This window comes from Trueperella pecoris, assembly GCF_014926385.1.
GTDB classification, from domain to species: domain Bacteria; phylum Actinomycetota; class Actinomycetes; order Actinomycetales; family Actinomycetaceae; genus Trueperella; species Trueperella pecoris.
The window spans coordinates 1641830-1665396 of sequence record NZ_CP053291.1 but is presented as its reverse complement, the minus strand read 5'-3'; the positions used below and the strand labels follow the sequence as shown (position 1 = coordinate 1665396).

The following is a 23567-nucleotide window of genomic DNA, read 5'->3' as shown; positions in this document are numbered from 1 at the left end:
TAGACCAAGCCCTCTGAGCTATCGCACCTCCACCACCTTAAAACAAAACCCAGCAGCTAAAAGCCCTGACGCCCACACCAATAGCAGAAGTCGTCTCATACGAGCTCACAGCCATCTTGGCAGATAGGGATTAGTCGAAAATTTACCCACAATTCTTCGTCAAGCGCGTGCCTCCTATGGAATGTGACGGATCGCCTGCTTGATCCGTGGCACGAGGCCGGGACGTACCGAGAGCGAGGCGACGCCTGCCCGGATTAGTTGAGGAACGTGTTCCTCGGAGGAGGCTAAGTCGCCACAGACTCCGAGTGGAGAATCGAGGAGTCGTGCCGCATCAGCGATAAGATCGACGACGAGCGGTATAACTTCCGCGGAAATGTCTTCCACGTCGGCGTTTCCACGGTCTGCGGCTGCCATGTATTGGATGAGGTCATTGGTTCCTACAGAGAAAAAGTCCACCTTCTCGTCAAAGGCCTTGACGTTTAGCAATGCCGCGGGTGTTTCGAGCATCATGCCAAACATAGGAAGCTCGTCCGGGCGTCCTTCAGCTTGGACAGCCTCGTTAAACATACGGCGTGCCCACACCACTTCGGAAACGTTAGTCACCATCGGGATCATGACGCGCACGTCCGCATGCTGTGCTACTCGGATGATGGCTCGGAACTGATCTATAAGCGCTTGGGAGAATTTCCTCATAAGACGGATCCCACGTACACCGAGGAAGGGGTTTTCTTCGTGGTTACTTTCGAAGAAAGCAACTGGCTTATCGGCACCTACATCCCATGTGCGAATGATGACTTGCTTATCTGCGCCCAGTGCCTGCGTGATTGCGGAAAAGATTGCCACCTGCTCGTCAATCGAGGGCAGATGCTCCCAGTCAGCGAAGAGAACTTCGGTGCGGACGAGACCAGAGCCGTCGGCACCGTTTTCGGCGCCGAGACGGGCATCATCGGTTGTGGCCACGTTTGCGCGGACATAAATCTGTCTGCCAGCGAATATCGCGGGCTCATGCGCGTGCGCGCGAGCGACCTCGTCAAGCCGTGCCTGCTCTTTTGAAGCACGTAACAGTTCACGTAACTGCTCACGCGTGGGGTTGACAGTAACGATACCTGAGCGTGGCTCGAGGGCGATCTCTTCGCCGTCGTTGATCTTGCGCGCGATATCCTTGCCAGCAATAACTGGGATGCCTTTGGCAGAGGCGATGAGCGCGCCGTGGCCAGTGCTTGATCCTGTAGCAGCGAGGATACCGATCACGCGAGCGGCGTCGATTTCCGAGGCGAGAGCGGGTGTCAATGAGTCGAGGACGACGATGGGGTCACGCCCGAAGTCTCGGATTGCTGTGGCGAGACCGCCGAGCGGGATGCCGTGGAGGGCCTGAACCAGTAGTTCACCGAGGGCTGAGACGTCCTCTGATCGTTCACGAAGGTACTCGGTGGGAAGCTCTTGGTAATCGGCAACTGTGCTTGAGGTGGCGGCCCGTACCGCGACCTCAGCAGGATTTCCGGCTTCAATGCTCGATATGATTCGGCTTGCGTACGCCGGATCATCAAGCAGACCAACCTGAAGGGTGAGGATCGGGTCGGTGCCCAGCGAGGATAGGTAGGCGCGCACGGTTTCGCGCGCCTCGAGGTAGGCTTCCATCTGATTTTCGGTGGTCTGGCGTACCTCCTCGCGCGGGACGACGCGCCACACGAGGGCGGGTCCGACGGCGATTTCGAGCCCGGAGCCGGGGGAGCGCATGTGTGCGGGAATGGTCGTTTCCGGTTTGCTTTCTCCCTCCGCAAGCCAGCCTCGTGCGGCTAGATCGCCGACGGCGTCGAGCGCGGCTTGCGCGTCGGGGCCGGTTGCTTGGACGAGGATTTCGTCCCCTTCTTGAACGCCGAGGGAAATGAGCGAGGTCATGGACCGGGCGAGCACTGGGCCACGTCCGGCGAGTTCGTGGTAGACGCGCACGTCGGCGTCGTAAGGTGCGACGGCGGCGACGAGCGCACCGGCGGGACGTGCGTGCAGACCGGCCGGATCGTCAACGACGAAGCGGCGCGAATGCCATTCGCGGTCGTCGGTGGTGTCGGGGGAAGCGGCCGTGGCGGCGGCACCGGACGCAGCGACGTCCGAGCTAGCGGCACCCGAGAGGCCGTCCGGGCTGTCAGCGGTGGCCGGATCGAACGGGATATCGGACTGCTTGGAGGCGAGGGCCACCATGGCTTCGCGGGCCACGGCCTCGCGGTCCGCGCCGGCGCTGGCGGCGACGGCGGCGACCACCAGGCCCTCCACGAGGGGAGCGGGCGCCACGATCGTACGTTCGGCGAGGTCGGGGTCAACAAATTCGAGCGCCATTTCGGTGGACATCACGGCGGAGCCGAGGTCGACAAGTACGACGACGCCCGCGCCGGAATCCGCCTCTTCGATGGCGGAGGCGATGAGTTCTGCGTTTGTTCCAAAACCGTCGCCTCCGGTCCCGCCGGCGGCCACGATCACGGCGTTTCGGCCCATGTCGAGGGCCAGGTCGCGTGCCGCGGCCGCCAGCGGTGCGGAATGAGAGACGACAACGAGGCCGACGTTAGTCACCAAATGCCTCCGCTGCTGCTTCGATGAGGAGGACGGAGGAGGCCGAGCCCGGATCCTTGACGCCCTTCGAGCGTTCGCCCAGGTAGGAGGCACGGCCCTTGCGGGCGACCATCGGAATGGTGGCCTCGGCGCTGTCGCGAGCAACCGTCAGCGCGGCCTGAAGCGCCTCGGACAACGAGCCTTCGGCCGCCTCGGCGGCCTCGAGAGCGGGGAACCAGACGTCAAGCATCGTCTTGTCACCCACCTCCGACCTGCCGCGTGCCTGAAGGGCCTCGACGCCGGTGCGCAGGGCGGCGACGAAACCCTCGCGGGTCAGATCGCCCTCCGGAAGCGCGGCCCCCATCTTCATCAGCAGCGTGCCATACAGCGGGCCCGATGCACCGCCCACCTTCGATACCAGCGACATGCCGGCCTTCTTCAGGTAAGCGCCCGCATCCTTGATGGAGTCCGGATCAATTTCCGAGATTGCTTGCGTGCCGCGTGCCATGTTGGAGCCGTGGTCCGCGTCACCGATTTGGCGATCGAGGTCCGTCAGCTCGGCCGCGTTGGCGTCAATCCGCTTCTTGAAGCCGGCCATCCACTCGACGAAAGGCTGAATCTGTGCCATTACTTGCCCCACCTCAGGCCTGTGGTCAGGACGGGAGCGTCCCACAAGCGCAGGAGTTCCTCGTCCGCCCTGAGCAGCGAGAGCGCGCAACCTGCCATCTCCAGGGAAGTCACGTAATCGCCGACCAAGACACGTGCGACCTCGACGCCGGCCTCCTTGAGCAGCTTCGCCACCTCGCCATACATGAGGTAGAGCTCCGAGAGCGGGGTGCCGCCCATGCCGCCCAGCATGGCGAGGACCGGCGCTCCGGTGAAGTCCATGTCGTGGAGGATGGGATCGACGAGTTCCTTGGCCAGCTCGTGAGCCGACTGAAGCGGGCGGCGCTCGCGGCCCGGCTCGCCGTGAATGCCGATGCCAAGCTCGATCTCGTTCTCGCCCAGCTCGAAGGTGGGCTTGCCCGCGGCCGGAACCGTGCAGGAGGTAAGTGCCAGACCGAAGCTGCGTGTGTTGTCTGCGACCTTCTGCGCGACCTCAACGACGGCGTCCAGATCAGCGCCTTCTTCGGCAAGGGCGCCGGCAATCTTCTCAACGAAGACCGTGCCGCCCACGCCGCGGCGGCCGGCGGTGTAAAGCGAATCCTGGACCGCCACGTCGTCTTCGACGATGACAGCGCGAACGGTGGTTCCCTCCATGTCAGCGGCCATTTCGGCGGCCATCTCGAAGTTCATGACGTCGCCGGTGTAGTTCTTGACGATGTGGAGCACACCCGCGCCGGAATCGACCCGGTTCGTGGCCTCCATGATCTGATCCGGTACGGGGGAGGTGAAGACCTCGCCGCAGCAGGCGGCGTCGAGCATGCCTTCGCCGACAAAGCCGGAGTGGAGAGGTTCGTGGCCCGAGCCGCCGCCGGAAATGATGGCGACCTTGCCATCCTTCTTGGTTGCTCGGTAAACGATGTGATTGGGGAGGTCGACCTCGAGGAGATCCGGATGGGCTGCGGCCACGCCGGTCAGGGAATCAGTGACCACGTCATTGGGGTTATTGATAAGTTTTTTCATGCCTTTAAGTCTTCCACCGTTACCCACATCACGCAACAGTTTCCCTGCCTAGCGCCCGCCGCTTTCGCTGGTAGCTGGGGGCTTTGTCACGGCGATAGTCACGTGCGAAGTCGGGAGGGGAGGAGGCGGGGTGAAAAAGCGTTGGAGGGGGTCGATAAGATGGGGGCGTGGACAACTCAACCGGGCGCATGGGCGTCGGAATTATCTCTGCTGGCAAGGTCGGCTCGGCGCTGGGCAGCGCCCTGCGGGCGGCCGGCCACACGATCGTGGGCGCCTATGCCTCATCGGAAGAATCGCGCGAGCGCCTCGAGCTCATGCTGCCTGGCGTCCCGGCGCTTGAGGTGCCAAGGATCGTCGAATGCTCTGAGCTGGTGATCCTCGCACTTCCGGATTCCGAATTGGCCCCGCTCGTCGATGGCCTGCGCAAGCTGGGTGCGTGGCAACCCGGCCAGATCGTGCTGCACACCTCGCCGCGATTCGGCACGGAGGTGCTGGAGGGGGCCCAGGCCAGCGGGGCCCTGACGTTGGCGCTGCACCCGGTCATGGAATTCACGGGCACCTCGATGGACGTGGCACGCCTGAGCGGCGCCCGCTTCGTCGTCTCCGCCGCCAACGTCCTCCAACCTATCGGGCTCGCGCTCGCGGCCGAAATGGGCGGCGAAGGCGTGGTCGTCAACTCCGCCGATCGTCAGATCTACGCCGCTGCCCTCGATCATGCGGCCGATGGGATCAAGCTGGCGCTCACCCAGGCCAGCCGCGTGCTCGGCGAAATCGGGGTGGAAGATCCTAGCGCGCTCCTGCGGATGTGGGCGGGAACAGCATTCGAACAGGGGCTCGTAGCGCGCGAGGGGCGGGGCTACGGCGTCGTGCCGGCGGGCGAGCTCGTGGTGCAGCGCGTGGCTGCTCTGGACACGCTGGCTGCCGAATCACCGGAGCTGTCCGACGTCGCGCTCAGCCACCGCCACGTCCTCGCAGCGCTCGTGGATCGTGCCCTTGCCCAGGGCATGCTCAGTGAAGAGGCGGCAAATGAGTTGCATACCATCGTCGGCAACCTTCGCGGCCCAAGTGGTGGCAGATAGGATAGAAACCGTGAAAGTCTGCACTACGCGAAACGAACTCGCCTTGGCATTGGCCGAAACATCCGGCACCCGCGCCCTCGTCATGACGATGGGCGCGCTTCATGACGGGCACGCCCAGCTCCTGAAGGCTGCACGGGCGCAGGCCGATACGGTCGTGGCATCGGTGTACGTCAACCCGCTTCAATTCGGGCCGAACGAGGACTACGAGGCCTACCCGCGCCCCGTCGAAGCGGATGTGGCGCTCCTCGAATCCGAAGGCGTGGACGTGGCTTTCCTTCCCACCGATGAGGATATCTATCCGCGCACGCCGCTCGTGCGCATCGATCCCGGGCCCGTGGCAACGATTCTGGAAGGCGCCACTCGTCCAGGCCACTTCGCCGGTGTGCTTCAGATTGTCCACAAGGTATTCAATTTGGTCCACCCGGACATGGCTTACTTCGGGCAGAAGGACGCCCAGCAGCTCGCCCTCGTGCGCACGATGGTCGATGATCTCAACATGGGCATCGATATTCGCCCGGTGCCGATCAAGCGCGACGAGTCGGGCTTGGCCCTGTCCTCGCGCAACTCCTACCTGTCCGAGGCGGAGCGGCAGCAGGCGCTCGCCCTGTCATCGGCGTTGCGCCACGGCCGCGAACTGGCTGAGGCAGGCGCCGGGGTCGCGGAAGTCCGTGAGAGCGTGCGTGGCGAACTCGTGGGCGCCGAAGGCGTTCGCCTGGACTACCTGCACCTCGTGGATCCGGCAACCTTCCAGCAGATGGATGACAACGCTCACGGCGAGGGCCTCCTCGTCACCGCGGCGTACGTCGGGTCCACACGCCTCATTGACAACATGGAGGTCACCATTCGATGAGGCTACGAACGATGATCACCGGCAAGATCCACCGTGCCACCGTCACGGGGGCCAATCTGCACTACGTCGGTTCCATCACGGTCGATCTCGACCTGCTGGAGGCTGCAGACATTCTCCCGGGCGAGCAAGTCGACGTCGTCAATGTCAACAACGGCAACCGATTGACGACCTACGTCATTCCGGGCGAGCGCGGGAAGGGGCAGGTGCAACTCAACGGCGCCGCCGCCCACCTCGTCAACCCCTCAGACCTCGTCATCATCATGTGCTATGGCCAGATGGCCTCCGCGGCCGCACGCAGCTACGAGCCGGCGGTCGTCTTCGTCGATGAACACAACCACATCCTTGAGCGTGGAAGCGACCCGGGGCAGGTCCCGGACAACGACCACGATCTGTCAGCTTCAGGCATCCCCTTCGATCAGGCCCGCTAGGAGTACCCATGCGATTCAACGTCAAGATTCCCCAGATCAACCCCAAGGCATTGATTCCCGATACTAACAAGCTCCGGGAGAAGATTGCCGGCACCTCCGCTCGGGCCACGGAAGCGGTGACCACGGCATCCGACTTCGCCACCGGCGAGGAAGAAATCTCCTCGCGAATCTCTGACCTGCAGGTCATGGTCGACGAGGCCCCCGGCCGTGTCTTTGACGCCTACCTCATCAACATCGATGCAGCCCTCTACACCGGAACGGAGCTCATGCCTGAGCTCAAGACCGTCATCAAGGCCATCACGCACCTCAGCCGCCCGATTCGCTTCATGTCGTGGCTGTCGGCCGTCACGCCCGCCCGACTCGTGGAAATCATGGCCGGCGAGGGTATCGAAATCTCCGCCGATCAGGTCATCACGCCGGCCACGCTTGCCTCCCGCTATCTGACGCATGCCTACCCGGGAGCGAAGGTCTTCGTTGCAGGCGAGACGAACTTCCGTGACGAGCTCGCGGCTTCCGGCATCGCCATCAGCGACGATCCGTCCGAGATCAACGTCGTTATGCTTTCCTTCGCCCACGATTTCAGCATGCAGATGTTCTCCACCGCCTACCACGCGATTGCTGACAATGGCGCCGACCTGGTGACCTCCTCCCTGCGTCGTCTGCGCCGCCTCCCCGATGGCACGCTCGAGCCGGGCGTACTTCCGCTCGTGACCGCCCTCGAGACCGCCACCCGCAAGCGTCTCACGAAGAACCTAGGCAGCCCCGAAACGGACCTGCTGGAGATGATCTTCGAAGACATTGACGTCTCTGCGGAAGAAGCCCTCTTCGTCACCGATTCCCTCGGCGCGGATATCCGCATGGCCAAGCGCTTCGGCGTGCCCACTGCCCTCGTGCTCACGGGCGATACGAGCCTCGAGCAGACTGCCGCGCTCAAGCCGCAGGACCAGCCCAACTACGTGCTTGCATCGATCGCGGACATCATCCCGAACTACATCAAGGATCAGCTTTAGATTTTCGCCCACACGGCTCTCTTCGAGAAAAGGAAAAGAATGACTCAGCCTCAATACGACGACACGTCGGACCAGATCGCCGTACGTAAGGGCAAGCGCGCCCGCCTCCTGGAAGAGGGGCGCGATCCGTATCCGCCCGAGCTCGAGATCACGTCGAGCGTGGGCGGCGTGCGATCTGGCTACGCCGTCAATCGCGACGACGACGCGGCCGGTTCCGCCCGCGAGGCAGCGGACGTCGTCGTGCTTGAGCCGGGCGACGAGCTGACCGAGGCTCGGGTGAAGATCGCTGGCCGCGTCATGCTGTTCCGCCCCTCGGGCAAGATTGCTTTCGCACAGCTCCAGGCGGGCGACGGCGAGCGCATTCAGGTGATTTTCTCCCTCGCAAACGTGGGCAAGGAGGCGCTGGACGCGCTGAAGGCGGACGTCGATCTGGGCGACTACGTGTGGGTGGAGGGCTATGTGGGCGCCTCCAAGCGCGGCGAGCTGTCGATCTTCGCCTGCGAATGGAAGATGGCGTCGAAGGCCATCCGGCCGCTGCCCAAGACCTTCACCGCAGAGGATGGCACGGAGATGTCCCTCGGCGAGGAGACCCGCATCCGCAACCGTCACCTCGATCTCATCACCCGCGACGCCGCCCGCAAGATCGTGCGCGTGCGTGCAGGCATGATGAAGTCGATTCGCCGTACGTTCGATGAGCGTGGCTACCTCGAGGTTGAGACCCCGATCCTCCAGCCGCTCCATGGAGGCGCCGCCGCCCGCCCGTTCGAAACCCACATCAACGCGTACGACCAGGACCTCTACCTCCGTATCGCCACGGAGCTCTACCTGAAAAAGGCCGTCGTCGGTGGTATTGAGCGAGTCTTCGAGATCGGTAAGAACTTCCGAAACGAGGGTGCGGACTCCACGCATTCTCCCGAATTTTCCGCCATGGAGGCCTACGAGGCGTACGCCACCTACGAGGAGATGGCTGTCCTGACCCGTGACCTCATCCAGAACGCCGCCCGCGATATCTTCGGCACCACTACGGTGACGCTGGCGGATGGCTCCGAGTACGAGCTGGGCGGCGAGTGGGCGCGCCTCGACCTCTACACCTCCCTGTCCGAGGCCGTGGGGGAGGATGTCAGCGTCGAAACTCCGCGCGAGCGCCTCGTCGAGATTGCTGAGAAGTTTGGGATTGGCGTTAAGGAATACGCGGTTGCCGGCAAGATCGCAGAAGATATCTGGGAGGAGCTGGTCGGTTCCAAGCTGTGGGAGCCCACGTTCGTCTTCGACTTCCCTGAGGACACCTCGCCGCTGACTCGTAACCACCGTACGAAGCCGGGCCTGACCGAAAAGTGGGACCTCTACGTGCGTGGCGTCGAAGTGGCCACCGCTTACACCGAGCTCGCAGACCCGGTCATTCAGCGCGAGCGCCTCACCCAGCAGTCTCTCGACGCCGCCGCAGGCGACCCGGAGGCCATGCAGCTCGATGAGTCCTTCATCGAGGCGATGGAGCAGGGCTTCCCGCCGTCGGGCGGCATGGGCATGGGCATCGATCGCATGCTGATGGTCCTCACGGGCCTGGGTATTCGCGAGACGATCCTCTTCCCGTTCGTCAAGCCGCAGGCCAAGGCGCCGAAGGCTGTTGAGGCAGATTCCGAGTAGTCTGACTCGTGATCTGAGCGATGGGGGAGCGCCCGGCACGTGCCGGGCGCTCCCTTTCTAGCTAGCGTCTAACTCGCGCATCGCTTCCTAGCGCACCTTGCGGGGGAGCCAGATCGGGTTACCGACGTCGTGAACCAGGCCGGCGATGAGAGCCGTGCGTACGATGATCGTGTCAATAAGCAGCCCGAGTGGCACGATGATGGCCAGTTGCACCATGAACAGCAACGGGATCACGCCCAACGCGGCGAACGTGGCGGCGAGGACGACGCCCGCAGATGTGATGACACCGCCCGTGACGGCCAGCCCGCGCAGAAGGCCATCGCGCGTTCCGAGCCGGTCCGATTCTTCACGCACGCGCGCCATGAGGAAGATCGTGTAATCGATGCCCAAGGCGACAAGGAAGACGAAGGCATACAACGGCACGGAGGCGTCCGCACCCGGGAAGCCGAGGATCCAGTTGAAGATGATGGCAGATATGCCCAGGGCCGAGGCGAATGACAGCACGTTTGCGACGACGAGCACGAGGGGCGCGACGACGGAGCGCAACAACACCATGAGCATGATCGTGATAATGCCCAGGACGAGCGGAACCACGGCGAAGAGGTCTGATCGCGCGGTGTTTTGCGTGTCCAGATTCTGGGCCGCGACGCCGCCGACCAGCGCCTCGATGCCGAGGTCGGTTGCCGCATCGCGGATGTCCTTGACGACGGCCCGGGCAGCCGTGTCGCCAGCGGGCATGGTGGTTGCGACGGAGAGGAGGACTCGTCCGTTGACGACGAGCGGCTCGCCACCTGCCTGCGGCTGAGCCTGGCCTCCTGGCGCGCCCGCGACTCCCGGCTCACCCGCGCCGCCGGGTCTGCCCCCGACGCCGGCCGGCATGCCAGCGTTCGCCGCGGAGGTCTGGAACTGGACGGACTTGACCCCGTCGATGGTCTCGATGCGGGCCGCGAGTTCTTTTGCCTCAGCTTCTGGGGCAATGACTTCGATGGGTTCGACGGAGCCGACGTCGAAGCGCTTCGCGAGCACCTCCAGGCCGACCACGGACTCGGGCTTGGTCATGAACTGCTCGCTTTGAGAGGTGCCTCCGCTGCGGAACGTCGGCGCGAAAGCGGCGAGGAAGACTAGCACGATGAGCGAGCCTACCCAGACCTTACGGTCGTGGTCCCGCACCACCCGCGACCACCGCGACCATAGGCCGTGACCTGCGAAGACGGCGTCGGCACGCGAGGGGTCGATCTCTTGCTTGGCGGGAAGGTGTGCGGGCCAGAAGACCGTGCGCGCGAAGCGGTTGCCAGGAAGCATGAGCATTCCGGGCAACAGGGTCAGGGCGGCAAGCATGGCAAAGACGATGCCGATCGCCGCGATGGGTCCGAGCGAGGCGGTCGAGGTCAGATCCGAGACGAGCAAGCACAGCATGCCGGCGATCACCGTTCCGCCGGAGGCAAGGATCGGTTCCCACGAGCCCATCACTGACCGGGCGAGCGCACGGATCGGCGTGTCAACGACGCCGTTCGCCTCCGATGCGTCGCGTAGCTCGTCTCGGTATCGGGCGACGATCAGGAGTGCGTAATCGGTGGTGGCACCGATGACCAAGATGGCAAGAATTCCTTGAGTCTGGCTGTTGAGATCCACAATGTTGCGCAGTGCGAGTTGGTAGGTGACGAGGACGGCGCCGCTGAGCGCAGCGATCGCCGTCGTGAGAACGGCAATCGGCAAGAAGAGCGAGCGGTAGACGACGACGAGAATGACGGCCACCAAGACGAGGGTGACGAGCAACAGGGTGAGGTCGATTCCCGCGAAGGCCGCCCCGAGGTCGGCGGTGAGCGCGGCCGGGCCACTGACGTACACCTTCACCCCGGGCAGGTCACTTTCCTGGAACTTGGCCACCTGCGTGCGGATCGCGCTGACGATGCTGCCGACCTGCTTCTTGCCGTCCGGGCCGATCTCGTTGACGGCATTGGCGTCGAGAGCCACGGGCAGCAGCACGGCCGAGGCCTCGGCGTTGGGGATGGGTGGAATCTGATCCTGGGCGAGGAAGTCCGATAGTGGGCGGCCGGCGACGTCGGCGTCAGGCAACTGCTGACCGAGCTTGGCCAGCGCACCCAACTCGGACTGGCCGAACGTGGCGCCCTCGGCGACGATCAAGACGGGTAGCTGGTTGGAATCTTTGAAATCGCGGGCGGCTTGAGAGGCGAGCGTGGACTGGGCTGATGCGGGCAGGAAAAATGCGGGGTCGTTTTCCGCGACCGAGGAAACCTTGCTCTGCGCCATGCCGCCGAAAGCGAGCATTCCCAACCAGAAGAGGAGGAGAATGAGGCGGAGCGGGATGGAACGCTTAGAGGTCAAAAACTTTTGCATAAGCCTCATAGTAGACGTATGAGCGAGACAGTGCGCAGGTTAGGTGACATGTAAAGCTGTGGGCGGACCCAGTCGGGCCCGCCCACGCGTTGGAGGTTAACTTACTGCTTACTCGCCGCGAACGTCATCGTCCACCCAATCGAAGGTGCGGGAGACGGCCTTCTTCCACAGGCGCATCTGGCGGGCACGCTCGCAGTCGTCCATCTGAGGCGACCAGCGCTTGTCCTCCTGCCAGTTGTCGATGACGTCCTGCTCGCCATTCCAGAAGCCGACCGCGATGCCTGCCGCGTATGCGGCGCCGAGCGCGGTGGTTTCGGCGACGACGGGCTTGACCACGTTGACACCGAGGATGTCGGCCTGGAACTGCATGAGGGCGTCATTGGCGGTCATGCCGCCGTCAACGCGAAGCTCTTCGAGGTCTACGCCGGAATCGGCATTCATGGCCTCAAGAACTTCGGCGGTCTGGAACGCGGTGGCCTCGAGGACCGCGCGTGCCAGGTGGCCCTTGTTGTTGTACCTGGTCAGTCCGACGATCGCGCCGCGAGCGTCGTCCTTCCAGTACGGGGCGAACAGGCCGGAGAACGCCGGGACGATGTAGACGCCGCCGTTGTCTTCAACCGTGTCGGCCAGGGTCTCAATCTCCGGTGCGGAGGAGATGATGCCGAGCTGATCACGCAGCCACTGCACGAGCGAGCCCGTCACGGCAATCGAGCCCTCAAGGGCGTAGACCGTGTCTTGGTCGCCGATCTTGTAGCACACCGTGGTCAGCAGGCCGTTCTTGGAGGTGATGGCCTCGGTGCCCGTGTTGATGAGCATGAAGCAGCCGGTGCCGTAGGTGTTCTTAGCCATGCCCTTTTCGAAGCAGGCCTGGCCGAAGGTCGCTGCCTGCTGATCGCCGAGGTCGCCCGAGATCGGGGTGTCGATGATGAGGGAGTTCTTCGAGCCGTAGCCGTAGACCTCGGAGGAGGACTTGATCTCGGGGAGCATCGACATCGGAATGGTCATGTCCGCACAGATGTCCTCGCGCCACTTCAGCTCGCGCACGTCCATCAGCATGGTGCGGGAGGCGTTCGTGACGTCGGTGACGTGGACGCCGCCGTTGGGGCCACCGGTGAGGTTCCAGATCACCCAGGAGTCGGTGTTGCCGAAGAGGAGGTCGCCGGCTTCAGCCTTCTCACGTGCGCCCTCGACGTTGTCGAGGATCCACTTGATCTTCGGGCCGGAGAAGTAGGTGGCCAAGCCAAGGCCGCAAATTTCCTTGTACTTGTCCGGCCCCTCGTCCCCAGCAAGCTCGCGGACGATCTTGTCCGTACGGGTGTCCTGCCACACGATGGCGTTGTAGATCGGTTCGCCCGTGTTCTTATCCCACACGACGGCGGTCTCGCGCTGGTTGGTCACGCCAACCGCTGCGATCTCGTGCCGGTTGATGTTTGCCTTGGACAGCGCCTGGCCAATGACCTCGCGAATGTTGTCACGGATTTCGATCGGGTTGTGCTCAACCCATCCAGCCTTGGGCAGGATCTGCTCATGTTCCTTCTGACCCACCGAGACGATGTTGCCGGAGTGGTCGAAGATGATCGCACGGGATGACGTTGTTCCCTGGTCGATCGCCATTACGTACTTTTTCTCAGTCATTGGGTTCCCTTCGTCATTGAATGGTTACTAAAAATGATAGCGATGGTGTGGGGCGCCCATCATACTTTTAACAAACGGTCAACGGTAAAAAAGATTCTGAGAATTATCCCGCTACCGCCCGTGAGCAGTGTCCAAGCGCCACATAGCACGACGCCGCCAGGCCGCGTTAAACGTAGGGAGAGATGCGGCCAGACGGCGTCGTTCGTTACTACATGCCGAGGATGTTGAGCATGTTCGGGCCGAAGACCAGACCTGCGAGAACGCCGCCGATGGTCGGGCCGACAACCGGAACCCAGGAGTAGCCCCAGTCGGAGCCACCCTTGCCCTTGATTGGCAGGATGGCGTGAGCGATACGCGGTCCGAGGTCACGGGCGGGGTTGATTGCGTACCCGGTCGGGCCGCCGAGGGAGGCGCCGATTGCGACGATCACGAGGGCAACGGCGAGCGGGCCGACGGCGGTCGGGATGCCGCCATTGTAGAGAACCCAGGCGACGAGCACGAAGGTGCCGACGGCCTCAGTGAGGGTGTTCCACAGTGGGTTGCGGATTTCCGGGCCGGTGGCGAAGGTGCCGAGAATCTCGGCCTTGTTCTCGTGTGCATCGTAGTGCTGCTTGTAGGAAAGCCAGGCCACCACTGCGCCGACGAACGCGCCGGCAAACTGGGCCACAATGTAGACCATTGTGTTGGCGAAGTTCACTGCAACGCCGGGGACGTACTCCTCGGCACCTGCAGCAAGGACACCGAGGGTCACCGCCGGGTTGAGGTGACCGCCGGTCCGGTAGGCGGCGTAGACGCCGATAAAGACTGCAAGACCCCATCCAAAGTTGATCATCAGCCAGCCGGTTCCGCGGCCCTTGTTCTTCGTCAGCAGGTTGTTGGCCACGACGCCAACACCCAAGATGATGAGGAACATTGTTCCGATGAACTCGGATACAAAGATTTCTCCAAGTGACATAATTGCCTCTTTCACGTTGTGCGACATTATTCGGCGACGTTGCCGAAAGGCTCAAAAGAAAACTCGGAAGCCTTATCCTATTCTTGCTCGTTTGAGCAGGCATGCGGTCCGGACTAGACGAATTGAACATGTTTGCACTATGAACAAATGGAGTTTGAGAAAGTGTGCACGCTCACAGTTTGATGCGGGCTGACGACGCCGTCGTCACGCTCGCATCCGAACCTCACGATGCGCGGTGGTAGTGCAGACGCGGGGCTCTCACGAGCGGCAACTACTCGTTCCAGCGCAGGGCGGCCAGCATCTGAGTCAGCGCTTCCTGTGCTTCGGTGTAGGAGACCGGTCGGGCGCCCTTCGCCTCCACGCGGCGATACATTGCGGGCTCGGCGAAGAAATGGGCGATGCCGCGGCGCAGGAGGTTCGGTAGCGGCTTGCGTGCCTCGTCGAGGTCACGCATGAGGCGGAACCAGAAGGTCTGCACGCGGGGGCGCTTGATGCACATGGCGTCAGCGAGGATGCCTTCTCGTTTGAGGTCGTTGATGATTTCGGGGGCAAAAATTCCCTCGGCCAGCACGTAGCGGCGCCCATCCATCTCGAGAGTCCGTTCACCGACCTTCTTGCTGGTGGGGATGTCGTAAACCGGGACCGTCGTGGTTCCCTTGGTGCAGAGCTCGACGAGTGCGTCAACTGCTCCTTGGCGATCCCATGTGGATGGAGAATCCCAGTCGACCATGCCGTGGCGCATCGGCATGCCGGGCCGATCGCCATCGTAGTAAAACTCATCAAGCGAGACGACGGGGAGGCCTGTGCGCGTCGTGAAGCGCGTCTTGCCGCTGCCGGATGCGCCCATCACCAAAATGACGCGGGCGTGCGGTGCTCGCGCCGACTCGGGCAGGTCGAAAAGGCCATCATCAGACAGGGGCGTGGACATGGGCTCAAGTGTATACCTCGTGCGCGGTTCGGCCCGTGCCAAGAAATCGTGATCTAGTCGTTTTCGCAGGTCAGAAGCGGGAAAAGGTGATGTGTGTTCTTCCTTGCCTTGCAATGGGGTGGCGTAAGCTTAGCGGCGGGCTTAGCCTGCAAACGGCACGACCGGCTTGCCGGGAACCTCGGCGCGCCCGTGGAAGACCGCGCCGGCTGCCGGCTCCGGGTCGGCGAGGTTTTCGCGGGAGGTGGTGATGAAGACATCGCGACCGTCGGGGCCGCCAAGCGTTACCGCGGTGACGAGGCGGACGGGAAGCTCCCACTCGCTAAGAATCTCGGCGTCAGGGGAGTAGAGGCGGACCTTGCCCACCTTGTTGAGGGCCACCCACACGTTGCCCGCGCTGTCCACGGTCAGCCCGTCGGGACTCGTGCCGATCGCCTCGTGGAAGACGCGGCGATTCTTCAGCTCCTGATCCACGACGTCGAACACGTCCGTGCTACGCGTGGCGGTGTCGTGATAGTAGGCGCGGTGGGCGTCGGGCGAGAAGTCGAGGCCGTTCGACGTCGAGACCCTTGGCAACACCGTTGTGACGTCTAGGTCTGGGGAAACTTTGAAGAGGGATCCCGCTCCAGGCGTGCGCGAATAGGCCATGGAGCCGGCGTAGAGGTTTCCCCAGGGGTCGGTGGCACCTTCGTTCATGCGCAGGTCGGCGTCGTCCCACATGGGCGGAAGATGGCGAACCTCGCCGAAAGGCTCGTCGGCCAGGCCCAGGCCGCGCTCAAGTCCGACGACGAAACCGCCGCTCGCGCGCGGGCGCACGAAGGCCGCAACCGGTGAGCCGGTGGGGAGGCGGTGGATCGAGCCGTCGGGAAGGAGGGTCAGGAGGTCTCCGGCCAGCATATCCACCCAGCGCAGGCCACCCCAGCTCGCGGACCAGCATGGGCCCTCGCCGTGATAGGCCGCGGGTTCGGTGATCTGTTCGAACATGATTGCTCCTTTCCCAGGAAGGTCTATTCTACGTGAGGTCGCGCTTTTACATGAGGTCCCGCCGCTCATGGTGCACCTCTCCGCTCGTGGCGACCCGCGTCTAGCGCCCGCTCGCGACGCACCTCTCCGTCCGTGACGTACCTTTCCGTCGGTGACGCACAAGAAAGCCCGGTTTAAGGTGCGTCGTCAAGCGAGAGGTGCGACGGTGGCGTCGGACGTGCAGGGGTCGTGTCGGCGCAGCGAAACTAGTTTTAATTTTTGATTGTCTAAAATTGGCTAATTCGAATGTTTGGCAAGTATGTTCCAAAGTGTCCAAGGTAGGTGTAGTGCGTGTTGTGACTTATATATTCAATAGAGGAGTGATGATGCGGATAAATCGGTGCGCTGCTATGGTTATGGTGTCGGCCTTATTTCTTGCGGCGGGCTTTGCACAAGCTCAAGGTAAAAGCTGGGGGCCCGTAGCTTCTTATTACAAAGGTAATGAAGTCGTTTCTGGTGGTGGAAGGTTTGTGAATGTTGCGGGAGTGGCTGCGTCTACCATGCGGGTTGTCGATGGGCTGAGGGATGGCAACACTGTGCATGGGACAACACAATTTAGTGCGTTAGTTAATCGGAGAGATACGAGTACCGGGCAGCTTTATCAGCACTGGGATAACCTCACAAGTAAGTCGACACGCTCACCTGCAGACAGGGCTGGAAGTATGTTGGCTCAGACCTTGACATCTGCGATGCCGGCGGACGGTTTTGCAATGAGGGGAGTGATGGTTGTATGTGCGCAGATGGGATTCCCGGTACCTGATTCTTGTAGTGAACCTGCGATAATCACTGAAAATTACTAGATCAATGAGACAACCACTCCCATGAAAGTTGAGTTGCGCGACGTTACCGTTTTTCGAGGGAGAAAAGCGGTCATAGATTCTGTGACGGTCACGCTCACGGAAGGGCTAAATCTCGTTGCGGGAGAGAACGGAGCAGGTAAGACAACCCTGTTGAGTGCACTTGCCACCCTGATTCCGCATCGAGGTCAGATAATATTCGACGGCACGGTTGTGGTGCGCGCAAACCTCGAAGCCGTCCGAGCGCAGATCGGCTATTTGGCGCAGTTCCCTCGATTCCCGAAAGGCTTCACGGTGAGGGAAGCGCTCCAGTATGCGGCGTGGCTTCGTATGATTCCGGGCGCCCAAACTCAGGCTCATATCGACCGTGCGGTGGACATGGCCAACATTTCCGACCTGCTCGACCATCACATGGGTGCGCTCTCAGGCGGAACGGCGCGGAGGGTCTTCCTGGCGATGGCGACCCTCCACCGCCCCAAACTCTTACTTTTGGACGAGCCAACGTCGGGGATTGACCTGCGCCACCAAGAACTGCTCTGGCAATCCTTACGAAGTATCTCGCGAGAGACCATGACGATCATGACCACGCACTCGGTGGAGGAGATCGTTGCGCTCAACGGGGCGCTCCTCGTCCTTCGCCGTGGCGGATGCGAGCTCCATGAAGAGCGGCTCTCGGCACGCCAGGCGCGAGATGTACTCCTCGGCAGGTCGGGCACAGATGAGGAGTAACCAACGATCCATATTCGTCCTTGCCACCCTATTTGTGTTGATCAACCTCGTAGCACGTGACTGGGATTGGCGATACGAGTGGACGCGCGCCTCGATGTCTCTGGCGTTCCTGTCCGTGATGATCGCTCCTCTTTTCGCGGGTTTGTCTGCATGGTGGGCCGCTCAGATGGTCCCCGCTCTCGACGATGTCCTGGCCATGTCCCCGCGTCACTCATCGGTCGTGTTGCGGGAGGTGACACGACTATTTCGCCCGGTGGCGGCCGCATTGGGCTTGGGCGGTCTTGCGATGGCGATTGCCTGCACATACACGGGCGGATTCTTCGCAACATGGCCCGACGTGTGGCCAATGCTGAGCGCCCTCATGCTGATCTATGTCGCTGGGGTCGTCGGTTTTGTCTCCGGCGGCGCCTACCCACGTCTGTGGCTCGCGCCCGTCGTGACGCTGGGCATCTTTGGGCTGATCCTTGGTTTGTATGGGACACATTTAGCGCCGCTCGTGCAGGCAGGCGGGGCCAGCGCGAGCCTCGTCGGCGTCGTCCCACATTGGAGATTTCACCTTGTGGGAATCGTTGCGTCCCTCCTCATCGCCTTCGGTGTCCTCAAGCTGTACGAGGGCGGACGACGCCGGTCAGCCCGCAACCTGGCAGTCGGCGTACTGCTGGTCATCGTCAGCGCTGGTGGAACGTATATCCTGGATTCGGCGTTGGCCGGTGATGGGATTTCCTCGAGGTTGGCGCTGACAGACAAGAATGTGACCTGTGTGGTCTCGCCGGAGGGCTACGAGATATGCCTCGGGAGGGGATACGGGTCCGTGCGGCCCGCCGTCGAAGAGGCCGTGGCGCACGTATCGGAGCAACTGGCTGAGCTCGGGGTCGAGGTGCCACGTCGGTGGGATCAGAGGGGCGGAGAAGATAGTGCCTACGTCAACCCACTGGAGAAAGACCTCGCCGCCTCGGTGAGGTGGGAGGCGATCAACCGACAGATTCCCCCACAATGCAACGTGGGTAGCGTGCGGGAGGCCGTGGATATCGTTTCACGCTATGGCGAAACTGGTGTGATCACGGATCGAGATGAGACCTTGCGCGCCTTCGAGGCATTGAAAGCATGCTAGTGCTACGCGTACGCGGGGTGATTGCGGCTTGGTGTTTCCTTGCGCTGCTCATACTTCTGACTGCGATGGTGCCGCAGGAGCGATTTGACGTGATTGGTCGACCAGGCGTGGTCAACGTGCTGTGGCCGTTGGTACTCAGCGCCTCAGGTGCCGTGACCATGTTCCTCGGACGGTGGCGCGATTCGACCGAGGCCATTGCGCCTCGCGCTGCCTGGCGGCGGCTAGCAGATTTCGGCTACGTGCTTGCCGGCGCCCTTGTTTTTAGTTTGCCGACCGCGGTAATCGGCGTGCAGGGAATTATCCTGCGCGACGCCGTATTCTACGTTTCGCTCGCCGTTGCGCTGGGTCCCGTCTTGCGAAGCGCGAGCTGGCTATGCGGCGTCGGCGTCGGGCTGGTGTGTTGGGTCCAGGGCGTCAACGAATGGAGCGAGCCGGCGTGGTGGGCCTTGCCCTTGGCACCGGCGAACGATGTGGGCTCATGGGTTGCCACGCTCGGCGTCATGGTTGCGGCCGCCATCATCGCGGTAGGCCGCACCGGAAACGACCGCGAGGGGCAAACCCCGTAGGATCTGCCCCTCGCGATTGAGCGGAGCCTAGGCCAGCCCGAGCGCGCGATGGATAATCTCGATCGGATGAACCACCGTGGCGCCGGTGCCCTTGCGGATCTGCCAGCGGCAGGTCTCGGTCTCACAGGCAGCCAGTTTGGGATTGGTGCGCTTGACCATGTCGAACAGCGGCTTGCCCACAGCCTGGGCGACCTCGAACTTTTCCTTCTTCAGACCGTAGGTACCCGCGATGCCACAGCAGGCCTCGCCGGACTCGACCACCTTGACGCCGGGAACCGCCTCCATCATTCGGATGGCTGGCTTGCCGATGCCCTGGCTCTTGACCTGGCACGGCTGGTGGTAGGGGATGGTAATATCCCACGGCTTGAGCTCCTCGAAGGGGAACTCCCCGTTGTCCATGAGTTCGAGGATGAACTCGGAAGTCTCAACCGTGCGCGAGCCGACGTCGAGCAACGTGGGATCGTCGAGGCCCATGATCTCGTGGGCCTCGTGGCGCAGCATGCCGGCACACGAGCCCGACGACGAAACGATCGTGAGATCCTTGCCGGCGGAGTTGAGCTGGTCGCACAGCTGGCGGACCTTCTTGGTGGCGCCGCCGAACAGGCCGTTGGACTGCTGGGCGAGGCCGCAACATCCCTGCTTGGGCACGAGCACCTCGTAGCCGAGCTTTTCGAGCACCTCGACCGTGGCCTTGGACGTGGAGACCTCGAAGTAGCCGCCGGCGCAGCCGTGGAAGAACACGATCGGGCCCTTGGGGAAGGGGCCGGTGCGTTCCTTTTCGTGCTTCTTAAACCAGCTCATGAAGGTGGAGGTCTGGGCCTCGGGGACGGGGGCGTCGCGGTGAACGCCGACGACCTTTTCCACAATCACACGGATCGGCTTGGTCTTCATCGCCACGTTGGCGATGGGGGCGAAGGGCGTCATGAGCTTGCCCTCAAGCTCGGTCTGGGTGATGAGGCGGTCGCGCAACGGCATATGGTCGGCCTTCATGACCGCACGTGCCTGGGCGTTGATCTCCGCGATCTTCACGCCCTGCGGGCACACCGTGGTGCAGATTGAGCACCCGGAGCAGTAGTCGAGCGACTTGTCCACGCTGGCGCCGTTGCGGAAGCGTTCGGCCTGGGGGCCGACGAACTTCGGGCCGCTGAAGAGCGGGGTTGAGCGGACCACCGGGCATTGCGACTCGCAGATCGTGCACTTGACGCACGCGTCAAGTGAGGCGCGGGCCAGGGAGGCCTTGGCGTGTTCGAGGGGATTGACGACGGTAGTCATGATTAGTCCTTCTTCCTCAAGATAGCGCGGGTGGCGGCGATGGCACTTCCGAGCGCGATACCCTCGCCGGACTTCTCGCTCCACGGACGGGCGCCGCCGATGAGCGACCCCACGCAGTAGAGGTTGTCGTAGGCGGGCTCCGACCCGTCAAGGGCGAGCATGTCCGCGTTGACGCTCACGCCACTTCCGAAGATGTCCTTGCCGTCGACGACGACGTTTCCGGTCACGCCGGTCGTCTCCGGGTCCTCGGCGTCGAGGAACGCCAGCGGCAGGTCGAAGACGCGCTCGCGGATCTCGCCGTACGAATCGCGGTGGATTGCTCCCGATTCGAGGCCGCCACCGGCGTAGACGACGGCGTCGACCTTGTCGGTGGTGACGCGGCCGGCGCGCTGGACCTTGAGGGCAGTGACGTGCTTGCCCTCGGCCTCGAAGCCGACGACCTCGGCGTTGAGTGAGATGTCCACCCTCTTGTCGCGGCAACGCTGAATGAGGAGGTCGTTGATGCGGCGGCCGGGAATCGACGGCGGCGGCACCGGCACCTCTCCCACGGGGACGCCGAGTTCGGCGGAGATCTCCGCGTAGGCGTCGGGGGAGAAGCCCAGGATCGCCGGCAGGAGGACCGTCTCGTCGTCCTTGACATGGGCGCGTAGCTCGTGGACCAAGGCGTCGCGGGTGGCGGGGCCGTCGAGTCCGGCCGTCCCGTCGAAAGCGCGGGCGAATGTCGTGCCCGTGGAGTCAGCCTCCGGCTTGCGCGGAGCTACCGAGATCGTGACCGAACGGGCCTCGATCTTGGCCAGCGGCGTGCGGGCCAGGTTGTCTGCGATGAAGGCCGCCGGGAAGTCCCGGAACTGGCGGATGCCCACCACGAGGAACTTCTTTGCGTCCTCCACAAGGGCGGGAACCATGGTGTTCTGCACCGCAAGGGTGGGGCGAACCGCGCCGATCGCCGTCGGGATGAGGACGTTGTGGTCGTCCGCCTCGGCGAACAGCCCGGTGGTGGAGCGTAGCCAGTCGACGCCCTCGCGGACGGCGTCCGTGCCGATGGCCGCATAGGGGTGGGTCGGCTCGGCGTCGACCAGCTCGTCGATGGCCGCGTACGGCTCGGAAATCGGGCGGCCATCCTTGCGCCACCCGTAGACGCTGAGCGTGCCGGAGGACAGGAGCAACCCGCCCCAGCCCTTGGTCACGATGTCGACGTGGTGGCCGGCTTCGCGTAGTTTCAAGGCGCTCGTCAGCCCAGCAAGGCCGGTGCCAATCACAATGATGCGCATTATTCGCTCTCCTTTACTTCTGTCGCGGGACGTCCGTGGATGAGTTCGAGGTCGCCAGTTGCTCGTACGGCCTCCTCCGAGGGCGCCGGCAGGTGATCGATGTCGAGGTTGCCCGCAAGGATCCACTTGTTGAGGGCCGCCTCGCGCAACTGCTCGCCGTACATGAGCGACTCGAGGCCCGAGTAGCGGTTCTTGACGAACAGGCGCAACATCGACGACGTGCGGTCGGCGTTCGCCTCGCGATCAAGCGACTTCGCGGCGACCTCGTGCATGATGCCCGCGGCACGCATTCCACAGAAGGTTCCCTGGCAGGGGCCCATCCCGAGGCGGGTGCGACGGCGAATGTCGTCGAGGTTGGCGGCGGGCTGCTTGTCGAGCTCCTTTTCGATGCTCGAGCGGGGCAGTAGCTCGCATTCGCAAATGATCGGATCCTCGAAGCGGTCGACTTCGGCCTCGTGGAGGCGGTCGGAGACGCGGTGAGTGCGGGTGGCGTGCGAGGGAACGGCCTCGTTCGCCGTCGTGCACTCGACGTACTCGCCGAGCTGGTGAAGCAGCGCGTCGACGATGTTCTTCGCCATGAGACGGTAGGTGGTGAGCTTGCCGCCGGCGATGGTGAAGAAGCCCTTGACGCCGTCGCGGCTGGAGTGATCGATGATCGACATGCCGCGGGACATGTGGCGGGTGTCGGAGGCATCGACGCGGGAGTCCTTGACCAGCGGGCGGGCGCCGGCCCACGCGTGAACCGCGCGTGCCTTGCGGAAGCCCGGGACGAGGTCCTCGCCCGAATCCAGCATCTGCTGGACCTCGGAGTTGCGGATCACGAGGAAGTCCGGATCGTCTTCCTTCTGATCGGTGGTGCCAATGATGGAGACGGTGTGTGCCGGGACGATGATGTCGCCGTCGGCGGGGTGGATACAGCGGTTGACCACGTGGTTGACGAGGCGGTGGTTCATGGCGATCATGATGCCGCGCCCGGGCACGACGTCGACGCCGTGGCACCCGGCCATCTTGGCGATCTGGCCGGCCCACGGGCCGCCGCAGTTGATGGCTGCGCGGCAGTTGATGCGGACTTCCTCGCCCGTCTTCTCGTCCGTGCAGATCACCTGGGAGACCTGACCGTTTTCGCTTTCAATCTTGGTCACGCGGTGGTAGGTCAGGCACTGGGCGCCGTAGGCCTTGGCGGACTCGACCGCACCCCAGACCATGCCCCAACCGTCGATGGAACCGTCACGCACGCGGAACGCGCGCTGGATGCCGGGATTTAGGCGGGGTTCGATGCGCAACGCCTCGGCTACGTCCAGCTCCTCGGCCGGCACGCGGGTCTCGCGGGCGGCGGGCAGGAATCGCGTGGAGAACTCCGGATCGTCATTTGGCCCGACGACGAACAGGCCGCCGGTCTCCTCCACGGAATCGGCGTGAATGCGGCGGAGAATCTCGTTCTCCTCGGCGCACTCGGTTGCCGAGTGAGGATCCGAAATGACGTAACGGCCGCCAGAATGGAGCAGCCCATGGAAACGTCCAGAGGTCCCTTGCGCCAAGTCGGCACGTTCTACTAGGACGGCGTCGAAGCCACGCATGGCAAGGTCTCGTAGAGCACCTGCTCCCGTCGCTCCTCCGCCTATAACAACAACATTGGTGTTTATAGTTTTCATCGTTCATCCGATTTCTACGCGGAAACTTAATTCCAATTTACGTCGTAAGAAAGGGGCGGTGGGCCAATCGGGGGTGAATCGGGAAAAGTTGC

19 protein-coding genes are annotated in these 23567 nt (G+C 63.1%); 8 read left to right on the top strand and 11 right to left on the bottom strand.

The window, feature by feature from the left end:
• Positions 1-174: 174 nt before the first annotated feature.
• The 3 genes from dhaM to dhaK are packed head-to-tail and all read right to left on the bottom strand — an operon-like array spanning position 175 to position 4170.
• The gene (gene dhaM / locus HLG82_RS07730; RefSeq protein WP_193326275.1) at positions 175-2565 is read right to left on the bottom strand and encodes a dihydroxyacetone kinase phosphoryl donor subunit DhaM; all 2391 of its coding nucleotides are present in this window, start codon (positions 2563-2565) and stop codon (positions 175-177) included.
• Positions 2558-3172, bottom strand: a complete 615-nt coding sequence (gene dhaL, locus HLG82_RS07725) for a dihydroxyacetone kinase subunit DhaL (protein WP_193326274.1) — start codon at positions 3170-3172, stop codon at positions 2558-2560. Before dhaL ends, dhaM begins: the two co-directional genes overlap by 8 nt.
• Positions 3172-4170, bottom strand: coding sequence for a dihydroxyacetone kinase subunit DhaK (dhaK, locus tag HLG82_RS07720; protein ID WP_193326273.1), 999 nt, complete (start codon positions 4168-4170; stop codon positions 3172-3174). The genes dhaL and dhaK overlap by 1 nt, the downstream gene beginning before the upstream one ends.
• Positions 4171-4337: 167 nt before the next feature.
• Here dhaK and HLG82_RS07715 point away from each other — a divergent pair, with 167 nt between their 5' ends.
• From HLG82_RS07715 to lysS, 5 genes are read left to right on the top strand one after another with little or no spacing between them, the layout of a single operon-like run.
• On the top strand, positions 4338-5249 hold the full coding sequence (locus HLG82_RS07715; protein ID WP_255313867.1) for a Rossmann-like and DUF2520 domain-containing protein: 912 nt from the start codon (positions 4338-4340) through the stop codon (positions 5247-5249).
• A 10-nt stretch (positions 5250-5259) separates the two neighbouring features.
• Positions 5260-6099, top strand: a complete 840-nt coding sequence (gene panC, locus HLG82_RS07710; RefSeq protein WP_246462353.1) for a pantoate--beta-alanine ligase — start codon at positions 5260-5262, stop codon at positions 6097-6099.
• A complete protein-coding gene (gene panD, locus HLG82_RS07705) occupies positions 6096-6527 on the top strand; it encodes an aspartate 1-decarboxylase (protein ID WP_255313866.1) in 432 nt (143 codons plus the stop codon). The genes panC and panD overlap by 4 nt, the downstream gene beginning before the upstream one ends.
• Before the next feature lie 8 nt (positions 6528-6535).
• Positions 6536-7537: an HAD-IIA family hydrolase gene (locus tag HLG82_RS07700; protein ID WP_193326271.1), complete on the top strand. Its 1002-nt coding sequence runs from the start codon at positions 6536-6538 to the stop codon at positions 7535-7537.
• 39 nt (positions 7538-7576) lie between these two features.
• Positions 7577-9181 carry a lysine--tRNA ligase gene (lysS, locus tag HLG82_RS07695; protein WP_193326270.1) on the top strand — a complete coding sequence of 535 codons (1605 nt, stop codon included), beginning with the start codon at positions 7577-7579 and terminating at the stop codon, positions 9179-9181.
• 87 nt (positions 9182-9268) lie between these two features.
• Here lysS and HLG82_RS07690 read toward each other — a convergent pair whose 3' ends face one another.
• From HLG82_RS07690 to HLG82_RS07670, 5 genes are all read right to left on the bottom strand, one after another.
• Positions 9269-11539, bottom strand: coding sequence for an MMPL family transporter (locus HLG82_RS07690; RefSeq protein ID WP_193326269.1), 2271 nt, complete (start codon positions 11537-11539; stop codon positions 9269-9271).
• Between the two features lie 108 nt (positions 11540-11647).
• Positions 11648-13174, bottom strand: coding sequence for a glycerol kinase GlpK (glpK, locus tag HLG82_RS07685; RefSeq protein ID WP_193326268.1), 1527 nt, complete (start codon positions 13172-13174; stop codon positions 11648-11650).
• A 208-nt stretch (positions 13175-13382) separates the two neighbouring features.
• Positions 13383-14129 carry an MIP/aquaporin family protein gene (locus HLG82_RS07680; protein WP_193326267.1) on the bottom strand — a complete coding sequence of 249 codons (747 nt, stop codon included), beginning with the start codon at positions 14127-14129 and terminating at the stop codon, positions 13383-13385.
• 271 nt (positions 14130-14400) lie between these two features.
• Entirely contained in the window at positions 14401-15057 is a 657-nt protein-coding gene (locus tag HLG82_RS07675) for an ATP-binding protein (RefSeq protein WP_193326266.1), read from the bottom strand.
• 141 nt (positions 15058-15198) lie between these two features.
• Entirely contained in the window at positions 15199-16038 is an 840-nt protein-coding gene (locus HLG82_RS07670; protein ID WP_193326265.1) for an SMP-30/gluconolactonase/LRE family protein, read from the bottom strand.
• An 860-nt stretch (positions 16039-16898) separates the two neighbouring features.
• Here HLG82_RS07670 and HLG82_RS07665 point away from each other — a divergent pair.
• From HLG82_RS07665 to HLG82_RS07655, 3 genes are read left to right on the top strand one after another with little or no spacing between them, the layout of a single operon-like run.
• Complete coding sequence (locus tag HLG82_RS07665) at positions 16899-17603, top strand: ATP-binding cassette domain-containing protein (protein ID WP_255313865.1); 705 nt, start codon at positions 16899-16901, stop codon at positions 17601-17603.
• Entirely contained in the window at positions 17593-18714 is a 1122-nt protein-coding gene (locus tag HLG82_RS07660) for a hypothetical protein (RefSeq protein ID WP_193326263.1), read from the top strand. The genes HLG82_RS07665 and HLG82_RS07660 overlap by 11 nt, the downstream gene beginning before the upstream one ends.
• Complete coding sequence (locus HLG82_RS07655) at positions 18708-19280, top strand: hypothetical protein (RefSeq protein ID WP_193326262.1); 573 nt, start codon at positions 18708-18710, stop codon at positions 19278-19280. The genes HLG82_RS07660 and HLG82_RS07655 overlap by 7 nt, the downstream gene beginning before the upstream one ends.
• A gap of 27 nt (positions 19281-19307) precedes the next feature.
• Here HLG82_RS07655 and HLG82_RS07650 read toward each other — a convergent pair whose 3' ends face one another.
• From HLG82_RS07650 to glpA, 3 genes are read right to left on the bottom strand one after another with little or no spacing between them, the layout of a single operon-like run.
• Positions 19308-20552, bottom strand: coding sequence for an anaerobic glycerol-3-phosphate dehydrogenase subunit C (locus HLG82_RS07650; RefSeq protein WP_193326261.1), 1245 nt, complete (start codon positions 20550-20552; stop codon positions 19308-19310).
• A gap of 2 nt (positions 20553-20554) precedes the next feature.
• Positions 20555-21823: a glycerol-3-phosphate dehydrogenase subunit GlpB gene (glpB, locus tag HLG82_RS07645; RefSeq protein WP_193326260.1), complete on the bottom strand. Its 1269-nt coding sequence runs from the start codon at positions 21821-21823 to the stop codon at positions 20555-20557.
• On the bottom strand, positions 21823-23475 hold the full coding sequence (gene glpA / locus HLG82_RS07640; protein WP_193326259.1) for an anaerobic glycerol-3-phosphate dehydrogenase subunit GlpA: 1653 nt from the start codon (positions 23473-23475) through the stop codon (positions 21823-21825). The genes glpB and glpA overlap by 1 nt, the downstream gene beginning before the upstream one ends.
• Positions 23476-23567: the final 92 nt, after the last annotated feature.

Bases quoted from the DNA above. Each gene is read 5' to 3' on its own strand.
- dhaL (WP_193326274.1), bottom strand. From the start codon at position 3,172: ATGGCACAGATTCAGCCTTTCGTCGAGTGGATGGCCGGCTTCAAGAAG.
- dhaK (WP_193326273.1), bottom strand. From the start codon at position 4,170: ATGAAAAAACTTATCAATAACCCCAATGACGTGGTCACTGATTCCCTG.
- panD (WP_255313866.1), top strand. From the start codon at position 6,096: ATGAGGCTACGAACGATGATCACCGGCAAGATCCACCGTGCCACCGTC.
- HLG82_RS07700 (WP_193326271.1), top strand. From the start codon at position 6,536: ATGCGATTCAACGTCAAGATTCCCCAGATCAACCCCAAGGCATTGATT.
- lysS (WP_193326270.1), top strand. From the start codon at position 7,577: ATGACTCAGCCTCAATACGACGACACGTCGGACCAGATCGCCGTACGT.
- HLG82_RS07690 (WP_193326269.1), bottom strand. From the start codon at position 11,539: ATGCAAAAGTTTTTGACCTCTAAGCGTTCCATCCCGCTCCGCCTCATT.
- glpK (WP_193326268.1), bottom strand. From the start codon at position 13,174: ATGACTGAGAAAAAGTACGTAATGGCGATCGACCAGGGAACAACGTCA.
- HLG82_RS07680 (WP_193326267.1), bottom strand. From the start codon at position 14,129: ATGTCACTTGGAGAAATCTTTGTATCCGAGTTCATCGGAACAATGTTC.
- HLG82_RS07675 (WP_193326266.1), bottom strand. From the start codon at position 15,057: ATGTCCACGCCCCTGTCTGATGATGGCCTTTTCGACCTGCCCGAGTCG.
- HLG82_RS07670 (WP_193326265.1), bottom strand. From the start codon at position 16,038: ATGTTCGAACAGATCACCGAACCCGCGGCCTATCACGGCGAGGGCCCA.
- HLG82_RS07665 (WP_255313865.1), top strand. From the start codon at position 16,899: ATGAAAGTTGAGTTGCGCGACGTTACCGTTTTTCGAGGGAGAAAAGCG.
- HLG82_RS07660 (WP_193326263.1), top strand. From the start codon at position 17,593: ATGAGGAGTAACCAACGATCCATATTCGTCCTTGCCACCCTATTTGTG.
- HLG82_RS07655 (WP_193326262.1), top strand. From the start codon at position 18,708: ATGCTAGTGCTACGCGTACGCGGGGTGATTGCGGCTTGGTGTTTCCTT.
- HLG82_RS07650 (WP_193326261.1), bottom strand. From the start codon at position 20,552: ATGACTACCGTCGTCAATCCCCTCGAACACGCCAAGGCCTCCCTGGCC.
- glpB (WP_193326260.1), bottom strand. From the start codon at position 21,823: ATGCGCATCATTGTGATTGGCACCGGCCTTGCTGGGCTGACGAGCGCC.
- glpA (WP_193326259.1), bottom strand. From the start codon at position 23,475: ATGAAAACTATAAACACCAATGTTGTTGTTATAGGCGGAGGAGCGACG.